The sequence below is a fragment of the Agromyces kandeliae genome (genome assembly GCF_009674665.1).
GTDB lineage: Bacteria > Actinomycetota > Actinomycetes > Actinomycetales > Microbacteriaceae > Agromyces > Agromyces kandeliae.
In genome coordinates this window covers 12,138-26,909 of record NZ_WKJD01000012.1, presented here as the reverse complement: position 1 = coordinate 26,909, position 14,772 = coordinate 12,138, and the positions used below count along the sequence as shown (strand labels likewise).

Sequence of the window (14,772 nt, the reverse complement as noted above, 5' to 3'; positions counted from 1 at the left end):
CGCATGGACTGGACGTTCTGGGTGGCCGGCATCGTCATCGTCGGGCTCGTGATCGTGACGCAGGTCTTCTTCCACGAGAGCCGGTGGTCGCGCCGGCCGCGCGACGAGGAGCAGGTCGACGCGGAGGCGTCGGGCGACGACTCCCCCGGCGATCCGCCGTCCGATCCGCCCCCGAACGGGTCGGCCGACGACGACCGGTCGCGCTGACCACGACGACCCGGGCTACGCTCGTCGGGTGACCTCTCGCGACGGCGCGATCCGATCGGCGCGCACGCAGCTGACCGCGCTCGTCGGCGACGAGGAGCTGCGCGAGCTCTGGCGGTCGGCTCGGCCGCCGCTCGACCCCGAGGCCGCCCGTGCGGCGGCGGTCCTGGTGCTCTTCGGCGTGCTCGACGGCCTGCCGAGCGACCACGAGGCGCAGGCCGCGGCCGTCTCCCGCGACCTCGACGTGCTGCTGCTCGCGCGCGCCGACACGCTGCGCTCCCATGCGGGGCAGATCGCGTTCCCCGGCGGACGCGTGGAGCCCGGCGACGCCGACATCGTCGCCGCGGCGCTCCGCGAGGCGCGCGAGGAGACGGGGCTCGACCCGACGGGGGTCGAGGTGCTCGGCGAGTTGGATCCCATCCCGCTCGCCTACTCGCGCCACCTGGTGACCCCGGTGCTCGGGTGGTGGGCGCAGCCGAGCCCGGTGCACGCCGTCGACGTCGCCGAGTCGTCGGCCGTGTTCCGGACCCCGGTCGCCGACCTGCTCGACCCGGAGAACCGGCGGACGACGGTGCTCCGCCGCGACGGCGAGGAGTGGCGCGGGCCCGGCTTCCTCGTCACGTCGGGCGGCGCCGACCGGCTGGTCTGGGGCTTCACGGCGATGGTGCTCGACGTGATGTTCGAGGCGCTCGCGTGGACCGAGCCGTGGGACCGTCGCCGCGAGATCGACCTCGCCTGACCGCCTACAGGTCGGACTCGACGGGCTCGCTTGCGACGAGCTCGAACACGCCGTCGAGGATCTCGTCGGGCCGGAACGGGTACTTCTCGATCTCGCGCTGGTCGCTGATGCCGGTGAGCACGAGGACGGTGTGCAGCCCCGCCTCGATGCCCGCCACGATGTCGGTGTCCATGCGGTCGCCGATCATCGCGGTGTGCTCGGAGTGCGCGCCGATCTTGTTCAGCGCCGAGCGGAACATCATCGGGTTGGGCTTGCCGACGACGTACGGCTCCCGTCCGGTCGCCTTGGTGATGAGCGCGGCGATCGCGCCGGTCGCGGGCAGCGGCCCGTCGGCGCTCGGCCCCGTGGCATCCGGGTTCGTCACGATGAACCGGGCGCCCGCGCCGATCAGCCGGATGGCCTTCGTGATCGCATCGAACGAGTAGTTGCGGGTCTCGCCGACGACGACGAAGTCGGGGTCGGTCTCGGTCATGATGAAGCCGGCCTCGTGCAGCGCGGTGAGGATGCCGGCCTCCCCGATGACGAACGCGGATCCACCGGGCACCTGCTGCTTGAGGAAGTCCGCCGTCGCGAGCGCCGACGTCCAGATGCGGTGCTCCGGCACGTGCAGCCCCGACGAGCGCAGGCGCGCGGACAGGTCGCGTGCCGTGAAGATGGAGTTGTTGGTGAGCACGAGGTAGGGCGTGCCGGAGTCCTCCCACTGCTGCAGCAGGTCCGCCGCACCGGGGAGGGCGTGGTTCTCATGCACCAGCACGCCGTCCATGTCGGTGAGCCAGGCCTCGACCTCTTCGCGTTTCGCCATGGGCACAGCCTAGGCCGCGCGCATCACAGCGCGATGAACGGCGGATGCCGCGTGCGCGACGCTCGACGGGGCTGGGGTCACGGGTGGAGCAGTTCCTGCCAGTTCTCGGGGACGCTGCCGTTCGGACCGGGGCAGGCCTGGTCCTCCGGCCGCCAGCGCGGCGGGGCGAGGGGCACGTGCCGCGCCCCGCGCTCGGCCGCGTAGTCCCAGAACCACTCCTCGCCGGGTTCGAAGGACGCCGCGACGACGTGTCCCGTCTCCTCGGCGTGCCGGCGCGCGTGCTGCCCGGGTGAGGCGTCGCAGCACCCGATGTGCCCGCATTCGACGCAGCGCCGCAGGTGCCACCACCAGCCCCCGAGGTCGAGGCACTCGGTGCAGCCCGTGCCCGATGGCGCGGGCGCGAGCTCGGGCGCCGGGTCGGCGGTCACCTCGGCGTCGCTGCCGCGACCGTCGCCGTGCTCCGTGTGGCTCATGCGTACACCTCCGCCGTGGCGAGCGCCCGATGGACCGACGCTACCGCGCTCGAGCCCTCGCCGACCGCGGCGGCGACGCGTTTCATCGACCCGCGGCGCACGTCGCCGGCCGCGAAGACGCGTGGCACCGAGGTCTCGAACGGCAGCGGCATCCGCCCCGCCGTGCGCCACGCGTCGCCGAGGGCGAGCACGTCGGCACCGGTGCGGACGAAGCCGTCGTCGTCGCGCTCGAGGTCGGCGAGCCAGTCGGTGGCGGGGACCGCGCCGATGAAGCAGAACAGCGCCCGGCAGTCGACCGTCTCGTCGACGGCGCCGGTGAGCGTCACGCGCGCGAGCGTCTCGTCGCCGTCGAGCGCGGACACCTGCGTGCCCGTGTGCACGTCGATGCGCGGGTCCTCGCGGATCCGATCGACGAGGTAGCTCGACATCCGGTCGCCGAGCTCGCCGGAGCGCACCACGAGCCGCACGCGGCATCCGCCCTGCGCCAGCGCGAGCGCGGCCTGCCCGGCCGAGTTCGCGCCGCCGACGACCACGACGTCGGACCCGGAGGCCTGCCGGACCTCGAGCGCCGTCGCAGCGTGGTGGATGCCCGCCCCCTCGAACTCGTCCCATCGGGCGATCGGGAGGCCGCGGTACGCGACGCCGGTGGTGACCACGACCGCCCGTGCCCGGACGATCGCGCCGTCGGCGAGCAGCAGTCGGTGCACGCCGGCCTCGGCATCGAGCTTCACGACCGGGCACGGCGCCGCGATGCGCACGCCGAACTTGAACGCCTGGAGCGAGGCCTGCGAGGTCAGCGCGTCGCCGCTCACGCCGAACGGGAAGCCGAGGTAGTTCTCGATGCGCGACGTCGTCGCCGACTGGCCGCCCGGCGCGACGGCGTCGAGCAGCACGGTGCGGAGCCCCTCCGAGGCGCCGTAGATCGCCGCGGCGAGGCCCGCGGGCCCGGCGCCGACGACCGCGAGGTCGAACTCCGTGTCGTCCTCCGAGGCGTAGGCGAGTCCCAGCATCTCGGCGACCTGGCCCGGCGTGGCGTTGCGGACGATCTCGCCCTGCACGATGGCGACGGGCAGGTCGTCGCGCGTGTAGCCGTGCGACCAGATGTCGTGGGAGAGCTCGGGGTCGTCGACGTCGATCCACGTGTGCACGAGTTCGAGCCGCTCGGCGTAGCGGCGGAGGGCCTGCGATTCCTGCGACTGGGAGCCGACGAGCTTCAGCGTCCACGCTGCCGGGCCGTGCCGGAGCAGCTCGCGGCGGGCCCAGAGCGTCCGAAGCATGAGGTCGCAGAGCTCGTCGTCCTCGGCCATCATCCTCTGCAGCGCGTCGTGGTCGATGCGAAGCACCCGCCCGGGCTCGATGACGCGCGCGGTGAGGAACGCGCGCTGCCCGTTCAGCAGGCCGAGCTCGCCGACGAACGTGCGGGGGCCGAGGCGCGCGAGCTGCGTCTCCTCGGTCCACCACAGCGCCTCGCGGACGACCTCCACCTCGCCGGTCTCGACGAGGATCAGGTCGTACGACCGGTCGCCGGCCGCGAAGAGGACGTCGCCCTCGGCGACGTCCTGCGGCACGCCGTAGCGTCTGAGTCGCGACCACTGCGCGTCAGTGAGTTCCGGGGTGATCTTCTCGCCGGCACCGCCCATCCCCCCATCCTCGCCGACGGAAGGCGCGTGCGGGAGGGGGTTCAGCGACTGCTCAGGCGGTGATCCAGATGCCGGCCGCCGCAGTGCGCGGGATGGCGTGGTCGACCCCGTCGAGCGCGACGCCGACGGCGGCGGGTGCCGAGGCATCCGTCACCCGGAGTTCGCTGCCCGGGCCGACCCCGGCCGTCTCGAGTTCGCGAAGCACAGCCGGGTCGCGATCGCTGATGCGGATGACCCGGCCCGCGTGTCCCGTGGCCGCCTCGTCGAGGCGCACGGCGGGCTCGCTCACGAGCGTGCCGTCGGCGCGGGGAATGGCGTCGCCGTGCGGATCGCGCTCGGGCCGGCCGAGCCGGGCGTCGATCGCCTCGAGGAGCCGGTCGGAGACCGCGTGCTCGAGCACCTCGGCCTCGTCGTGCACCTCGTCCCACGCGTAGCCCATCTCGCGGACGAGCCAGGTCTCGATGAGGCGGTGGCGGCGGACCACGGCGAGCGCCCGGGCGCGGCCGTCGTCGGTGAGGCGGATGGCGCCGTAGGGCACGTGCTGCACGAGGCCCTGCGCGGCCATCTTCTTCACCATCTCGGTGACGGACGAGGGGGCGATGCCGAGCGCCGCCGCGAGCCCGGACGGCGTGATCGCGTCGGGCTGCCACTCGGTGTGGCCGTAGATCGTCTTGAGGTAATCCTCGACGGCAGGGCTGCTGGTCGCGGGCATCGGCCCCAACCCTACCCGCGTCGGCTCGGCGCGTCAGGCGGGCTGGCGCTCGGCCTGGGCGGTCCTCGCCGCGCTCGCCCGTCGGCGGCGGGCGGCGGCCAGGCTCCGGCCGATGACGCCGTGCCGCGGTGCGAAGAGGTAGACGAGCGCGAACACGACCCCCATCGTCAGCACGACCATGCCGCCGGACGCCGCGTCGAGGTAGTAGCTGGCGTAGATGCCGATGATCGCGCACGCCGCGGCGATGGCCGGCGAGATCACGAGCATCCGTGCGAAGCGGTCGGTGAGCAGGTACGCCGTCGCCCCCGGGATGATGACCATGGCGACGACGAGCACGACGCCGACGGCCTGCAGCGCCACCACGACCGTGAGTGCGAGGAGCCCGAGCAGCAGCGCGCCGAGGACCTTCGGGTTGAGCCCGATCGCGTGGGCGTGCGTCGGGTCGAACGCGTACAGCGTGAGGTCGCGGCGCTTGAGCACGAGGACGACGAGCGTGAACGCGCCGAGCACGAGCACCTGCACCAGGTCGGCCGCGCTCACCCCGAGCAGGTTGCCGAACAGGATGTGCCCGAGGTCGGTCTGGCTCGGCACGACCGAGATGAGCACCAGGCCGAGCGCGAAGAGCGTCGTGAACACGACGCCGATCGCGGCGTCCTCCTTGACGCGGCTCGTCGAGCGGACGAGGAAGATCAGCGCGACCGCCCCGAGGCCGAACACGAGCGCGCCGACCGCGAAGGGCGTGCCCAGCAGGTAGGCGATCACGACGCCGGGCAGGACCGCGTGCGAGACCGCGTCGCCCATGAGCGACCACCCGATGAGCACGAGCCAGCAGCTGAGCACGCCGCACACGATCGCGGCGGTGATCGTGACGAGGAAGGCGCGCTGCATGAAGTCGTAGCCGAGCGGCTCGAGCAGCAGGTCGAGCAGCATCTCAGTCGCCTCCGTCGGTCGGTCGTCGCGTCGCGAGGTCGAGCCCGAACGCGCGGGCGAGCTGCTCCGGCTGCAGCGCCTCGGCCGGCGTGCCGTGGAGCAGCACGCGTCGCAGGAGGAGGATCGCCTCGTCGGCGAGGCGGGGCAGCGCCTCGAGGTCGTGGGAGGACACGAGCACGGTCGCGCCACCGTCCGCGAGCTCGCGCAGCAGGTCGGTGATGGTCGCCTCGCTGCGCTTGTCGACGCCCGCGAACGGCTCGTCGAGCAGGAGCAGGTCGGCCCCCTGCGCGAGGCCGCGGGCGACGAAGGCGCGCTTGCGCTGCCCGCCGGAGAGCGCGCCGATGCGGCGGTCGGCCAGGTCGGCGAGCTCGACGCGATCGAGCGCCTCGGCGACGGCCTCGCGGTCGGCGCGCCGGGGCCGCCTCGTGAACCCCTGGAACCCGTACCGGCCCATCATCACGACGTCGTGCACGCTGAGTGGGAACGACCAGTCGACGTCCTCGCTCTGCGGCACGTAGCCGACGACGCCCGCCCTCCGCGCCTGGCGCGGCGGCCTCCCGCCGATCGAGACGGTCCCGCGGTCGGGGCGGACGTTGCCCATGATCGCCTTGAAGAGCGTCGACTTGCCGGAGCCGTTCATGCCGACGAGTCCGCAGATCGTGCCGCGGCGGAGCGTCAGGCTCACGTCGTCGAGTGCGAGCACGTCGCCGTAGTGCACGGTGATCCCGTGCACGTCGAGCGCGGCCTCGCCCGTCTCCGGGCGGCGGGCGGATGTCGCGGGGCCGCTCATCGCGCGCCCCCGGTGAGCGCCTCGGTGATGACGTCCGCGTCGTGGCGGAGCAGGTCGAGGTAGGTGGGCACCGGGCCGTCGGGCTCCGAGAGCGAGTCCACGTAGAGGACGCCGCCGAACGCGGCATCCGTCGCCTCGACCACCTGCTGCATGGCCTCGTCGGAGACGGTCGACTCGCAGAACACCGCGGGGACGCCCTGGTCGTCGATGAACTCGATCGTCGCGGCGACCTGCTGCGGCGTCGCCTGCTGCTCGGCGTTCACGGCCCAGAGGTATTGCTCGGTGAGTCCGGCGTCTCGTGCGAGGTAGGAGAAGGCGCCCTCGCAGGTCACGAGCGCGCGCTCGTTCGGCGGCAGCGCCGAGAGCTCGGCGATCATCTCGTCGTGCACGGTCTGGAGCTCCGCCCGGTAGGCCTCGCCGTTGGCGGCGAAGTCCGCCGCGTGCGCGGGGTCGAGCTCGGAGAAGGCGTCGACCATGTTGTCGACGTAGACCTGGGTGTTGAGCGCCGACATCCAGGCGTGGGGATTGGGCAGGCCCTCGGCCTCGCCGTCGGCGATCGACATGACCTCGACGCCCTCGCTGACGACCACGTGCGGCACGTCGAGGTCTGCGACGAACCGTTCGAACCACGCCTCGAGGTTCAGCCCGTTGTCGAGGATGAGGTCGGCCCGGGATGCGCGTCGCAGGTCGCCGGGCGTCGGCTCGTAGCCGTGGATCTCGGCGCCGACCTTGGTGATGGACTCGACGCGCAGGTGGCCGCCGGCCACCTCGTCGGCGATGTCGGCGAGCACCGTGAACGTCGTGAGCACGACGGGTCGACCGTCGTCCTCGCCGTTCGCCGGCAGGCCGGAGCACCCGCTCAGCGCGAGGGCGGCGGCGGTCAGGGTCGTGGCGACGGCGACACGTTTCGGCATACCGAAATCGTAGCGTCTTTTCGGTGACCCGAAAGCACCTCGGGCTCACGCGCCACGGCGCTCGGGTGCGCCTGCGGCTAGCGTGGTCGCGTGGTCGAAGAGCGAGCGGATGGCGCTGCCGCGCCCGGCGCGCCCGGCGCGGACGACGAGGCGCCGCGCGAGGAGCCCCAACTGCCGCTGCACGGGGTCGGCCCCTGGGCCGGCGGTCGCGCGGCCTGGCCCGACGATCCGCGCTACGACCCCGAACTGCTCGAGCACGGCGACCGCCGGAACGTCGTGGACCGCTACCGCTACTGGTCGCTGGAGGCGATCGTCGCAGACCTCGACACCCGGCGGCACCCCTTCCACGTCGCGATCGAGAACTGGCAGCACGACCTCAACATCGGCTCCATCGTGCGGACGGCGAACGCCTTCGCCGCCGAGACCGTGCACATCATCGGCCGTCGCCGGTGGAACCGACGCGGGGCGATGGTCACCGATCGGTACCAGCACCTCATGCACCATCCGGACGTCTCCGACTTCACCGCGTGGGCGGAGGCCGAGGGGCTGCCGATCATCGCCGTCGACAACGTCGAGGGCTCGCAGCCCGTCGATCTCGTGGAGCTGCCGGAGCGGTGCATGCTGCTCTTCGGGCAGGAGGGTCCCGGCCTGAGCGAGGAGGCGCTGGCCGCCGCCGATCGCGTGGTCGAGATCACGCAGTACGGGTCGACCCGATCCATCAACGCGAGCGCGGCGGCGGCGATCGTCATGCACGAATGGGCGAGGCGGCACGCACGCCCGTGACGCGGGAGTGATTGGCCGCGCGGACAAGAGCGGCCTACCATCGGAGGATGGCCACCCGACTGGACCCCGCCGAGCGCCGCGAGCAGATCATCGCCGCGACGCTCCGCCTGGTCGCCCGCGACGGCTTCGCGCGCGTCACCCTCCGCGACGTCGCCGCCGAGGTGGGGGTCGTCCACGGCCTCATCCGCCACTACTTCGCCACGCGCGAGCAGCTCGTCGCCGCGGCGTTCGACGCGGCCGTGCTCGCCGAGGCCGCCGAGGACGAGGAACTCGCGACGCGGCTCGAGCCGATCCCCGCGCTCGCCGACTGGCTCTCGACGACCCCGCGCGACCACTACTTCGTCTGGATCGACGCGTGGAGCGAGGCACCGCGCAACCCGGAGCTGCACGCCTCGCTCACGCGCCACCACCGCGAGTCGGACCTGCGCCTGGCGGGGATCATCCGTCGCATCGTCGCCGCCGGCGACGGCACGAGCGCGGACCCGGACGCCGACGCACGCACGCTCACGGCCCTCATCGACGGCCTCGCCGTGCAGCACCACGCGCTCGGACTCATCGACGAGGAGGAGTCCGACCGCATCGCCTTCCGTACCGCCGAGGAGCGGCTCGGGCTCGAGCCGGGCATGCTCGTCCGCTCGCGCGCCACGCCGGACCGGAGCCGCTGGGCCGTCACGCACTGACCGATCGCGGCGCTCCGCGGCGCCGCACACGCGGACGGAGCCGTGCTCGCCGCGGCGCGTTCCGCGATCTCCGAGCGCCGCGAGCGGATGTGGGCGTAGCGTGGCTGCCATGACCGAGATCACCGACGATCTGCCCGCCCGACTCCTGCACGAGGAGCACGCCGGATGGCGCGCCATCCTCGACGGCCACGGCGGCGAGCACTACGCCCGCGCCATGACCCGTGACGCGCTCATGATCGTCGAGGGCGCGGTCCTCGGCCGCGACGACGTCATCGCCGCATTCCGGAGCGCCCCGCCGTGGGACGCCTACGAGATCCGCGAGCCGGCGATCGTCCGACTCGGCGACCGCGCCGGCATCCTCGCCTACCGAGCGGTCGCGCGGCGCGGCGACGACGTCGCCGACCTCAGGATGTCGACGACCTACCTCTACGCCGACGGCGCGTGGCACGTGGCCGCGCACCAGCAGACGCCGGCGTAGCGGCATCCGTCACGGCATCGGCGACGACCTACTGCAGCGCCGAGGTGAGCCGCGCGATGCCGTCGAGGAAGGTCGCGGATGCGGGCTGGCGGTTCCACTCCTCGAGCGTGAGCTCGCGGCCGAGCTCTCGATAGCGCGCCTCGACGTCGCGCATGCCGGCCACGAACGACGCCCCGCGCACGAGCATCGTGACCTCGAAGTTCAGCGCGAACGACCGGATGTCCATGTTGCTCGAGCCGATCACCGCGACGTCCTCGTCGATCGACAGGTGCTTCGCGTGCAGGATGAACGGGCCCGGGTACAGCCAGATCCGCACGCCGGCGGTCAGCAGGGCGCGGTAGTACGAGCGCTGGGCGTGCCAGACCCCGCCCTGATCGCCGATCTCCGAGACGAACAGCTCGACGTCGAGCCCCCGCAGCCGCGCGGACGTGATCGCGTACAGCATCGCCTCGTCGGGCACGAAGTAGGGGCTGGTGATGATGACGCGCTCCTGGGCCGAATTCACGAGCGTGAGGAACTGGCGGAGGTTGTTCTCGGCCTCGAACGCCGGACCGCTCGGGACCACCTGGCAATCGAGCGCCTCGGGCGAGGTGTCGATCGCCAGTTCCTCCACCCGGGTGTTGGCCTCGTCGCCGAGCACGACGCCCGTCTCCGCGAACCAGTCGGAGCGGAAGACCGCGTTGAGCTCGACCACGGCCGGACCGGTGACCCGGGCGACCAGCTCCTGCCACTTCAGGCCGCGTTTGAGGTTCTTCGGCGAGTCGTAGCTGCGGTCGATGAGGTTCTGCGACCCCATGTGCCCGACCAGGCCGTCGACGACCACGATCTTGCGGTGGTTGCGCAGGTCGGGCCGCTGCCACTCGCCCTTGAACGGCCGCACCGGGAGCAGGTAGTGCCACTCGACCCCGATCCGGTCGAGCTCGGCGATCGTCTCCTTGTGGACCGGCACCTTCGCCGAGGAGATGTGGTCCATGAGCAGCCGGACCGTCACGCCGCGCCGCACCGCGTCCTCCATGGCCGCGAAGAAGCCCCGGGTCGTGTCGTCGAGCGCGACGATGAAGAACTCGACGTGCACGAAGCGCGTCGCGGTCGCGATGTCCGCCGCCATCGCGTCGATCGAGCCCTGGTAGTCGTCGATGAGGGTCGCGCGGTTGCCGGACGTCGCGGGGAGGCCGGTCAGCCGGGTGTTCTGCGCGACCGCCGAGTCGAACCACGCCGGCCAGGCGTCGTGGTCGGCGACGAGGTCGACGTTCGCGGTCCGCTCCGCGATCATGCGGTCGGCCTCCTCCTGGCGCTCCATCCGTCGCTTCGGCAGGCGGATGTTGCCGATGAGGAGGTAGAGCAGGATGCCGATGAAGGGGATCAGGAAGATGGCAAGCAGCCACGCCATCGCCGCCGTCGGCTTCCGCTCCCGGGGGATGATGATGAGCGCCGCGATGCGGATCACCCAGTCGGCGACGATCACGATGCCGCCGATGAGCGCCGACCACTCCCCGCCGCTCACGCCCGGCCACCCCGTCGGTCGAATCGGTCGTCCATCGCAGCCTCCCGAGCGGTCGCGATCACGCGGCCCCGGCGCGGGGCAGCGGATGTCGCCCGAGTATCCCACCCGATCGGGCGTGCGCGCGAGGGTCGGGCGACCTCAGTCGGTGCCGAGGTCGAACGCGGCCGCCTCGTTCGCGGCATCCGTCGCGGCGTCGAGCGCGGTCTCGACCTCGCCCGCCGCGATCTGCGCGGCCTGCCCCGCCGCGATCTCGCCGACGAGCTGCGCGGTCGCGCCGCCGACGATGCCGAGCGTCGCGTACTGCTCGAGGCGCGCACGCGAGTCGGCGATGTCGAGGTTGCGCATGGTCAGCTGGCCGATTCGGTCCTCGGGGCCGAACGCCTGGTCGCCCACGCGCTCCATCGAGAGCTTGTCGGGGTGGTAGCTGAGCGCGGGGCCCGTGGTGTTCAGGATCGTGTAGTCGTCGCCGCGGCGGAGGCGGAGCGTGACCTCGCCGGTCACGGCCGAGCCGACCCAGCGCTGGATGGACTCGCGCAGCATGAGGGACTGCGGGTCGAGCCAGCGGCCCTCGTACATGAGACGCCCGAGGCGGCGGCCCTCGTTGTGGTAGTTCGCGACGGTGTCCTCGTTGTGCACGGCGTTGAGGAGCCGCTCGTAGGTGATGTGCAGCAGCGCCATGCCCGGCGCCTCGTAGATGCCGCGGGACTTCGCCTCGATGATGCGGTTCTCGATCTGGTCGCTCATGCCGAGGCCGTGGCGTCCGCCGATGCGGTTCGCCTCGAGCACGAGCTCGACCGGGTCGTCGAACTCGACGCCGTTGAGCGCGACCGGGCGGCCCTGGTCGTAGCGGACCGAGACGTCCTCGGTCGGGATCGCGACGGCCTCGTCCCAGAAGCGGACGCCCATGATCGGCTCGACGATCGTGACCCCCGCGTCGAGGTCCTCGAGCTTCTTCGCCTCGTGCGTGGCACCCCAGATGTTGGCGTCGGTCGAGTACGCCTTCTCGACGGAGGCGCGGTAGGGCAGGTCACGGGCCTGCATCCACTCGCTCATCTCCTTGCGTCCGCCGAGCTCGGTGACGAACGCGCTGTCGAGCCAGGGCTTGTAGATGCGCAGCCGGGGGTTGGCCATGAGGCCGTAGCGGTAGAACCGCTCGATGTCGTTGCCCTTGTAGGTGGAGCCGTCGCCCCAGATGTCGACGCCGTCCTCCATCATGGCGCGCACGAGCATGGTGCCCGTGACCGCGCGTCCGAGGGGCGTGGTGTTGAAGTACGTCTTCCCGCCCGAGCGGATGTGGAACGCACCGCACTGCAGCGCGACGAGGCCTTCCTCGACGAGCGCGGTCTTCACGTCGACGAGTCGGCTGATCTCGGCGCCGTACTCGACCGCCCGGCCGGGAACGGCCTCGACGTCGGGCTCGTCGGGCTGGCCGAGGTCGGCGGTGTACGTGCAGGGCACGGCGCCCTTCTCGCGCATCCAGGCGACCGCCACGGAGGTGTCGAGACCCCCGGAGAAGGCGATGCCGACGCGCTCGCCGACGGGAAGGCTCGAGAGGACTTTCGACATGCCGTCAAGCCTACTTGCGCGCATGCGCGCGAGACGACGCGCCGACGGCACCGGCTATCCCCCGGACGGGGGGCGCGCCGATAGGCTCGCCGAACCGGCCGCGCGGCCCTACACCGACGCCGCCGATCGTCGCATCCACTGGACACGCCGGTCCGACGGCCCAAGCTGCCGTCGGTGCACCACTCCACGCACATCGAACGGAGACAGGATGAGGAACCACAAGGTGATCGGCGCGGCATCCGCCGTCGCCCTGGCCGTGGGCCTGGTCGGGACGGCGGCCGCCGTGCCCGCCGCCGCGGTCGGCCCGGAGAGCACCTACCTCGTGCTCGCGCCGCAGGGCGCGAACACGAAGGCCGCCGCGAAGCGCGTCGCGGCGGCCGGCGGCACCGTCGTCGCCAGCTACGACCAGATCGGCGTGCTCGTCGCGTCGTCGACGAACACGTCGTTCGAGACCTCGGTCGTCGGGGCGGGCGTGCAGTCCGTCGCCTCGACCGACGGGCTCGGCACCACGCTGATCGACGACGAGACCATCGAGGTGCTCGACGAGTCCGCCCTCGAGGCGACCGGCGACCCGACGGCAGAGCCCTACTGGAGCTACCAGTGGGACATGGAGCAGATCGACGTGCCCGAGGCGCACGCGGTGACCACGGGCGACCCGTCGGTCGTCGTCGGCGTGCTCGACTCGGGCATCGACTACACGCACCCCGACCTCGCGTCGCAGGTCGCGTTCGACCAGAGCGCCTCGTGCCTCGGCGGCGTCGTCGACACCGACCCGGCCGCGTGGAAGAACACGACGTCGTCGCACGGCACGCACGTCGCCGGCACGATCGCCGCGGCGATCAACGGCGTGGGCATCGCGGGCGTCGCGCCCGGCGTGAAGGTCGCCTCGGTGAAGGTCGTGAACGACGACGGCTACATCTTCCCCGAGGCCGCGGTCTGCGCGTACCTCTGGGCGGCCGACCACGGCATGCCGATCACGAACAACAGCTATTACATCGACCCGTGGGAGTTCAACTGCGTGAACGACCCGCGCCAGCGTCCGGTCTGGCAGGCGGTGCAGCGCGCACTGAGCTACTCGCAGTCGAAGGGCACCCTGACGATCGCCTCGGCCGGCAACAGCAACGTCGACCTGCAGCACAAGTTCATCGACGACGGCAGCCCGAACGACGGCAGCGGCCCGGTCGAGGAGCGCACCGTCAACGGCGCGTGCCGCGACCTGCCCGCCGAGGCGCCCGGCGTCGTGACCGTGTCGGCCGTCGGCCCGACCGAGCAGAAGAGCTACTACTCCTCGTACGGCCAGGGCGTCGTCGACGTGACGGCACCCGGCGGTGACACGCGCTTCCGCACCGGTGGCGCGTCGTCCACCATCACGGACGCCGTGCTCTCGACCGTCCCGGGCGGCTGGGGCTGGTCGCAGGGCACGTCGATGGCGGGGCCGCACGCGGCCGGCGTCGCGGCGCTGGCGATCTCGGCGCACCCCGACATGAAGGTCGGCCAGCTCGCATCGTTCCTCGAGCGCACCGCCACCGCACTCGAGTGCCCGGAGGGCGTCTACGAGCCGCGTCCCGGCTACCCGGCGACCTGCACCGGCGGCGAGCGCAACGGCTTCTACGGAGCCGGCAACGTCAACGCGTTCAACGTCGTCCAGTGACGCGCTGAGCGATCGACCGTGAGGGGTCGGGCCGACCGGCCCGGCCCCTCTCGCGTGCGCGGGCCCGCGAGCTCACGAACCGGTGGCGATGCGGATGCCTCGGCGTAGGCTCGGGCGCATGGACGCCGATGCCCGCTCCGCCGCCCCGTCGCCGCGCGACGGCTACACGGCCGAGCAGGTCCGCGCGGCTGAGCGACCGCTGCTCGAGGCGGGCGAGCCCCTCATGCGGCGCGCGGCCGAGGCGCTCGCCGACGAGGTCTCCGGGCTCCTCGGCGCGAACGGCATCACCAGCGACCGAGGGACGGATGCCGCAGCGCGACCGCTGGTCCTCGTGCTCGCCGGGTCCGGAGACAACGGCGGCGACGCGCTCTTCGCGGGCGCGCACCTCGCCGCACGCGGCGCCGACGTCCGGATCGCGGCGATCGGCTCGCGCCTGCACGACGGCGGCGCCGAGGCCGCGCACGCCGCGGGGGCCCGCGACCTCGACCCGGACACGGACCCGGTGACCTTCTCCGAGGTCGTCGCGGCGGCCGACGTGCTCATCGACGGCATCCTCGGCATCGGCGCCGCCGCGAGCCCCGCGCTGCGGGGGAGGGCGCGCGAGGTCGTGGCGCGCGTGCGCGCGACGCTCGGCACCGGATGGGTCGCGCGTGCGGGGCGCGGCACGCGGCATCCGCTCGTCGTCGCAGTCGACCTGCCGAGCGGGATCTCGCCCGACGACGGCCGCGTGCCCGACCCGACGGTGCTGCCCGCCGACGTGACCGTGACCATGGGCGCCGTGAAGGCGGGCCTGCTGCTCGACCCCGCCGCCGCGCTCGCCGGCCGGGTCGTCCTCGTCGACCTCGGGCTCGGGCCCGCGCTGGCCGAGGTGACGCCGGTCGTGCGGCGCAGGCCCTGAGGCGCGCG

16 protein-coding genes are annotated in these 14,772 nt (G+C 72.7%); 7 read left to right on the top strand and 9 right to left on the bottom strand.

The features are described 5' to 3' along the window. The first annotated feature begins 3 nt into the window (after positions 1 to 3). Both GJR97_RS07220 and GJR97_RS07215 read left to right on the top strand, forming a co-directional pair. Entirely contained in the window at positions 4 to 207 is a 204-nt protein-coding gene (locus tag GJR97_RS07220) for a hypothetical protein (protein ID WP_154345836.1), read from the top strand. Positions 208 to 235: 28 nt separating this feature from the next. Continuing rightward, positions 236 to 943, top strand: a complete 708-nt coding sequence (locus GJR97_RS07215; RefSeq protein ID WP_407643581.1) for an NUDIX hydrolase — start codon at positions 236 to 238, stop codon at positions 941 to 943. Between the two features lie 4 nt (positions 944 to 947). Here the strand turns inward: GJR97_RS07215 and GJR97_RS07210 are convergent, their stop codons facing one another. The 7 genes from GJR97_RS07210 to GJR97_RS07180 form a co-directional block, all read right to left on the bottom strand. Beyond that, the gene (locus GJR97_RS07210; protein WP_154345835.1) at positions 948 to 1,745 is read right to left on the bottom strand and encodes an HAD-IIA family hydrolase; all 798 of its coding nucleotides are present in this window, start codon (positions 1,743 to 1,745) and stop codon (positions 948 to 950) included. A 77-nt stretch (positions 1,746 to 1,822) separates the two neighbouring features. Beyond that, positions 1,823 to 2,218 (bottom strand): UBP-type zinc finger domain-containing protein, encoded by a 396-nt coding sequence (locus GJR97_RS07205; protein ID WP_154345834.1) that lies wholly within the window; start codon positions 2,216 to 2,218, stop codon positions 1,823 to 1,825. Next, the gene (locus GJR97_RS07200; RefSeq protein WP_154345833.1) at positions 2,215 to 3,858 is read right to left on the bottom strand and encodes an FAD-dependent oxidoreductase; all 1,644 of its coding nucleotides are present in this window, start codon (positions 3,856 to 3,858) and stop codon (positions 2,215 to 2,217) included. The genes GJR97_RS07205 and GJR97_RS07200 overlap by 4 nt, the downstream gene beginning before the upstream one ends. 52 nt (positions 3,859 to 3,910) lie before the next feature. Further along, complete coding sequence (locus tag GJR97_RS07195; protein WP_154345832.1) at positions 3,911 to 4,570, bottom strand: metal-dependent transcriptional regulator; 660 nt, start codon at positions 4,568 to 4,570, stop codon at positions 3,911 to 3,913. Positions 4,571 to 4,603: 33 nt separating this feature from the next. After that, positions 4,604 to 5,500 (bottom strand): metal ABC transporter permease, encoded by an 897-nt coding sequence (locus GJR97_RS07190; RefSeq protein ID WP_154345831.1) that lies wholly within the window; start codon positions 5,498 to 5,500, stop codon positions 4,604 to 4,606. Between the two features lies 1 nt (position 5,501). After that, the gene (locus GJR97_RS07185; RefSeq protein ID WP_154345830.1) at positions 5,502 to 6,290 is read right to left on the bottom strand and encodes a metal ABC transporter ATP-binding protein; all 789 of its coding nucleotides are present in this window, start codon (positions 6,288 to 6,290) and stop codon (positions 5,502 to 5,504) included. Then, entirely contained in the window at positions 6,287 to 7,204 is a 918-nt protein-coding gene (locus GJR97_RS07180; protein WP_154345829.1) for a metal ABC transporter substrate-binding protein, read from the bottom strand. The genes GJR97_RS07185 and GJR97_RS07180 overlap by 4 nt, the downstream gene beginning before the upstream one ends. 171 nt (positions 7,205 to 7,375) lie before the next feature. Here GJR97_RS07180 and GJR97_RS07175 point away from each other — a divergent pair, with 171 nt between their 5' ends. From GJR97_RS07175 to GJR97_RS07165, 3 genes are all read left to right on the top strand, one after another. Beyond that, a complete protein-coding gene (locus GJR97_RS07175) occupies positions 7,376 to 7,987 on the top strand; it encodes a TrmH family RNA methyltransferase (protein WP_154346201.1) in 612 nt (203 codons plus the stop codon). Between the two features lie 47 nt (positions 7,988 to 8,034). Further along, complete coding sequence (locus GJR97_RS07170; protein WP_154345828.1) at positions 8,035 to 8,667, top strand: TetR/AcrR family transcriptional regulator; 633 nt, start codon at positions 8,035 to 8,037, stop codon at positions 8,665 to 8,667. 109 nt (positions 8,668 to 8,776) lie between these two features. After that, positions 8,777 to 9,145 (top strand): DUF4440 domain-containing protein, encoded by a 369-nt coding sequence (locus GJR97_RS07165; protein WP_154345827.1) that lies wholly within the window; start codon positions 8,777 to 8,779, stop codon positions 9,143 to 9,145. Between the two features lie 28 nt (positions 9,146 to 9,173). Here the strand turns inward: GJR97_RS07165 and cls are convergent, their stop codons facing one another. Further along, complete coding sequence (cls, locus tag GJR97_RS07160; RefSeq protein WP_324613259.1) at positions 9,174 to 10,649, bottom strand: cardiolipin synthase; 1,476 nt, start codon at positions 10,647 to 10,649, stop codon at positions 9,174 to 9,176. A gap of 138 nt (positions 10,650 to 10,787) precedes the next feature. Next, the gene (gene argG / locus GJR97_RS07155) at positions 10,788 to 12,215 is read right to left on the bottom strand and encodes an argininosuccinate synthase (RefSeq protein ID WP_154345826.1); all 1,428 of its coding nucleotides are present in this window, start codon (positions 12,213 to 12,215) and stop codon (positions 10,788 to 10,790) included. 208 nt (positions 12,216 to 12,423) lie between these two features. Here argG and GJR97_RS07150 point away from each other — a divergent pair, with 208 nt between their 5' ends. Continuing rightward, a complete protein-coding gene (locus tag GJR97_RS07150) occupies positions 12,424 to 13,866 on the top strand; it encodes a S8 family peptidase (RefSeq protein ID WP_154345825.1) in 1,443 nt (480 codons plus the stop codon). A 118-nt stretch (positions 13,867 to 13,984) separates the two neighbouring features. After that, positions 13,985 to 14,764, top strand: coding sequence for an NAD(P)H-hydrate epimerase (locus GJR97_RS07145; protein WP_154345824.1), 780 nt, complete (start codon positions 13,985 to 13,987; stop codon positions 14,762 to 14,764). Positions 14,765 to 14,772 lie beyond the last annotated feature (8 nt).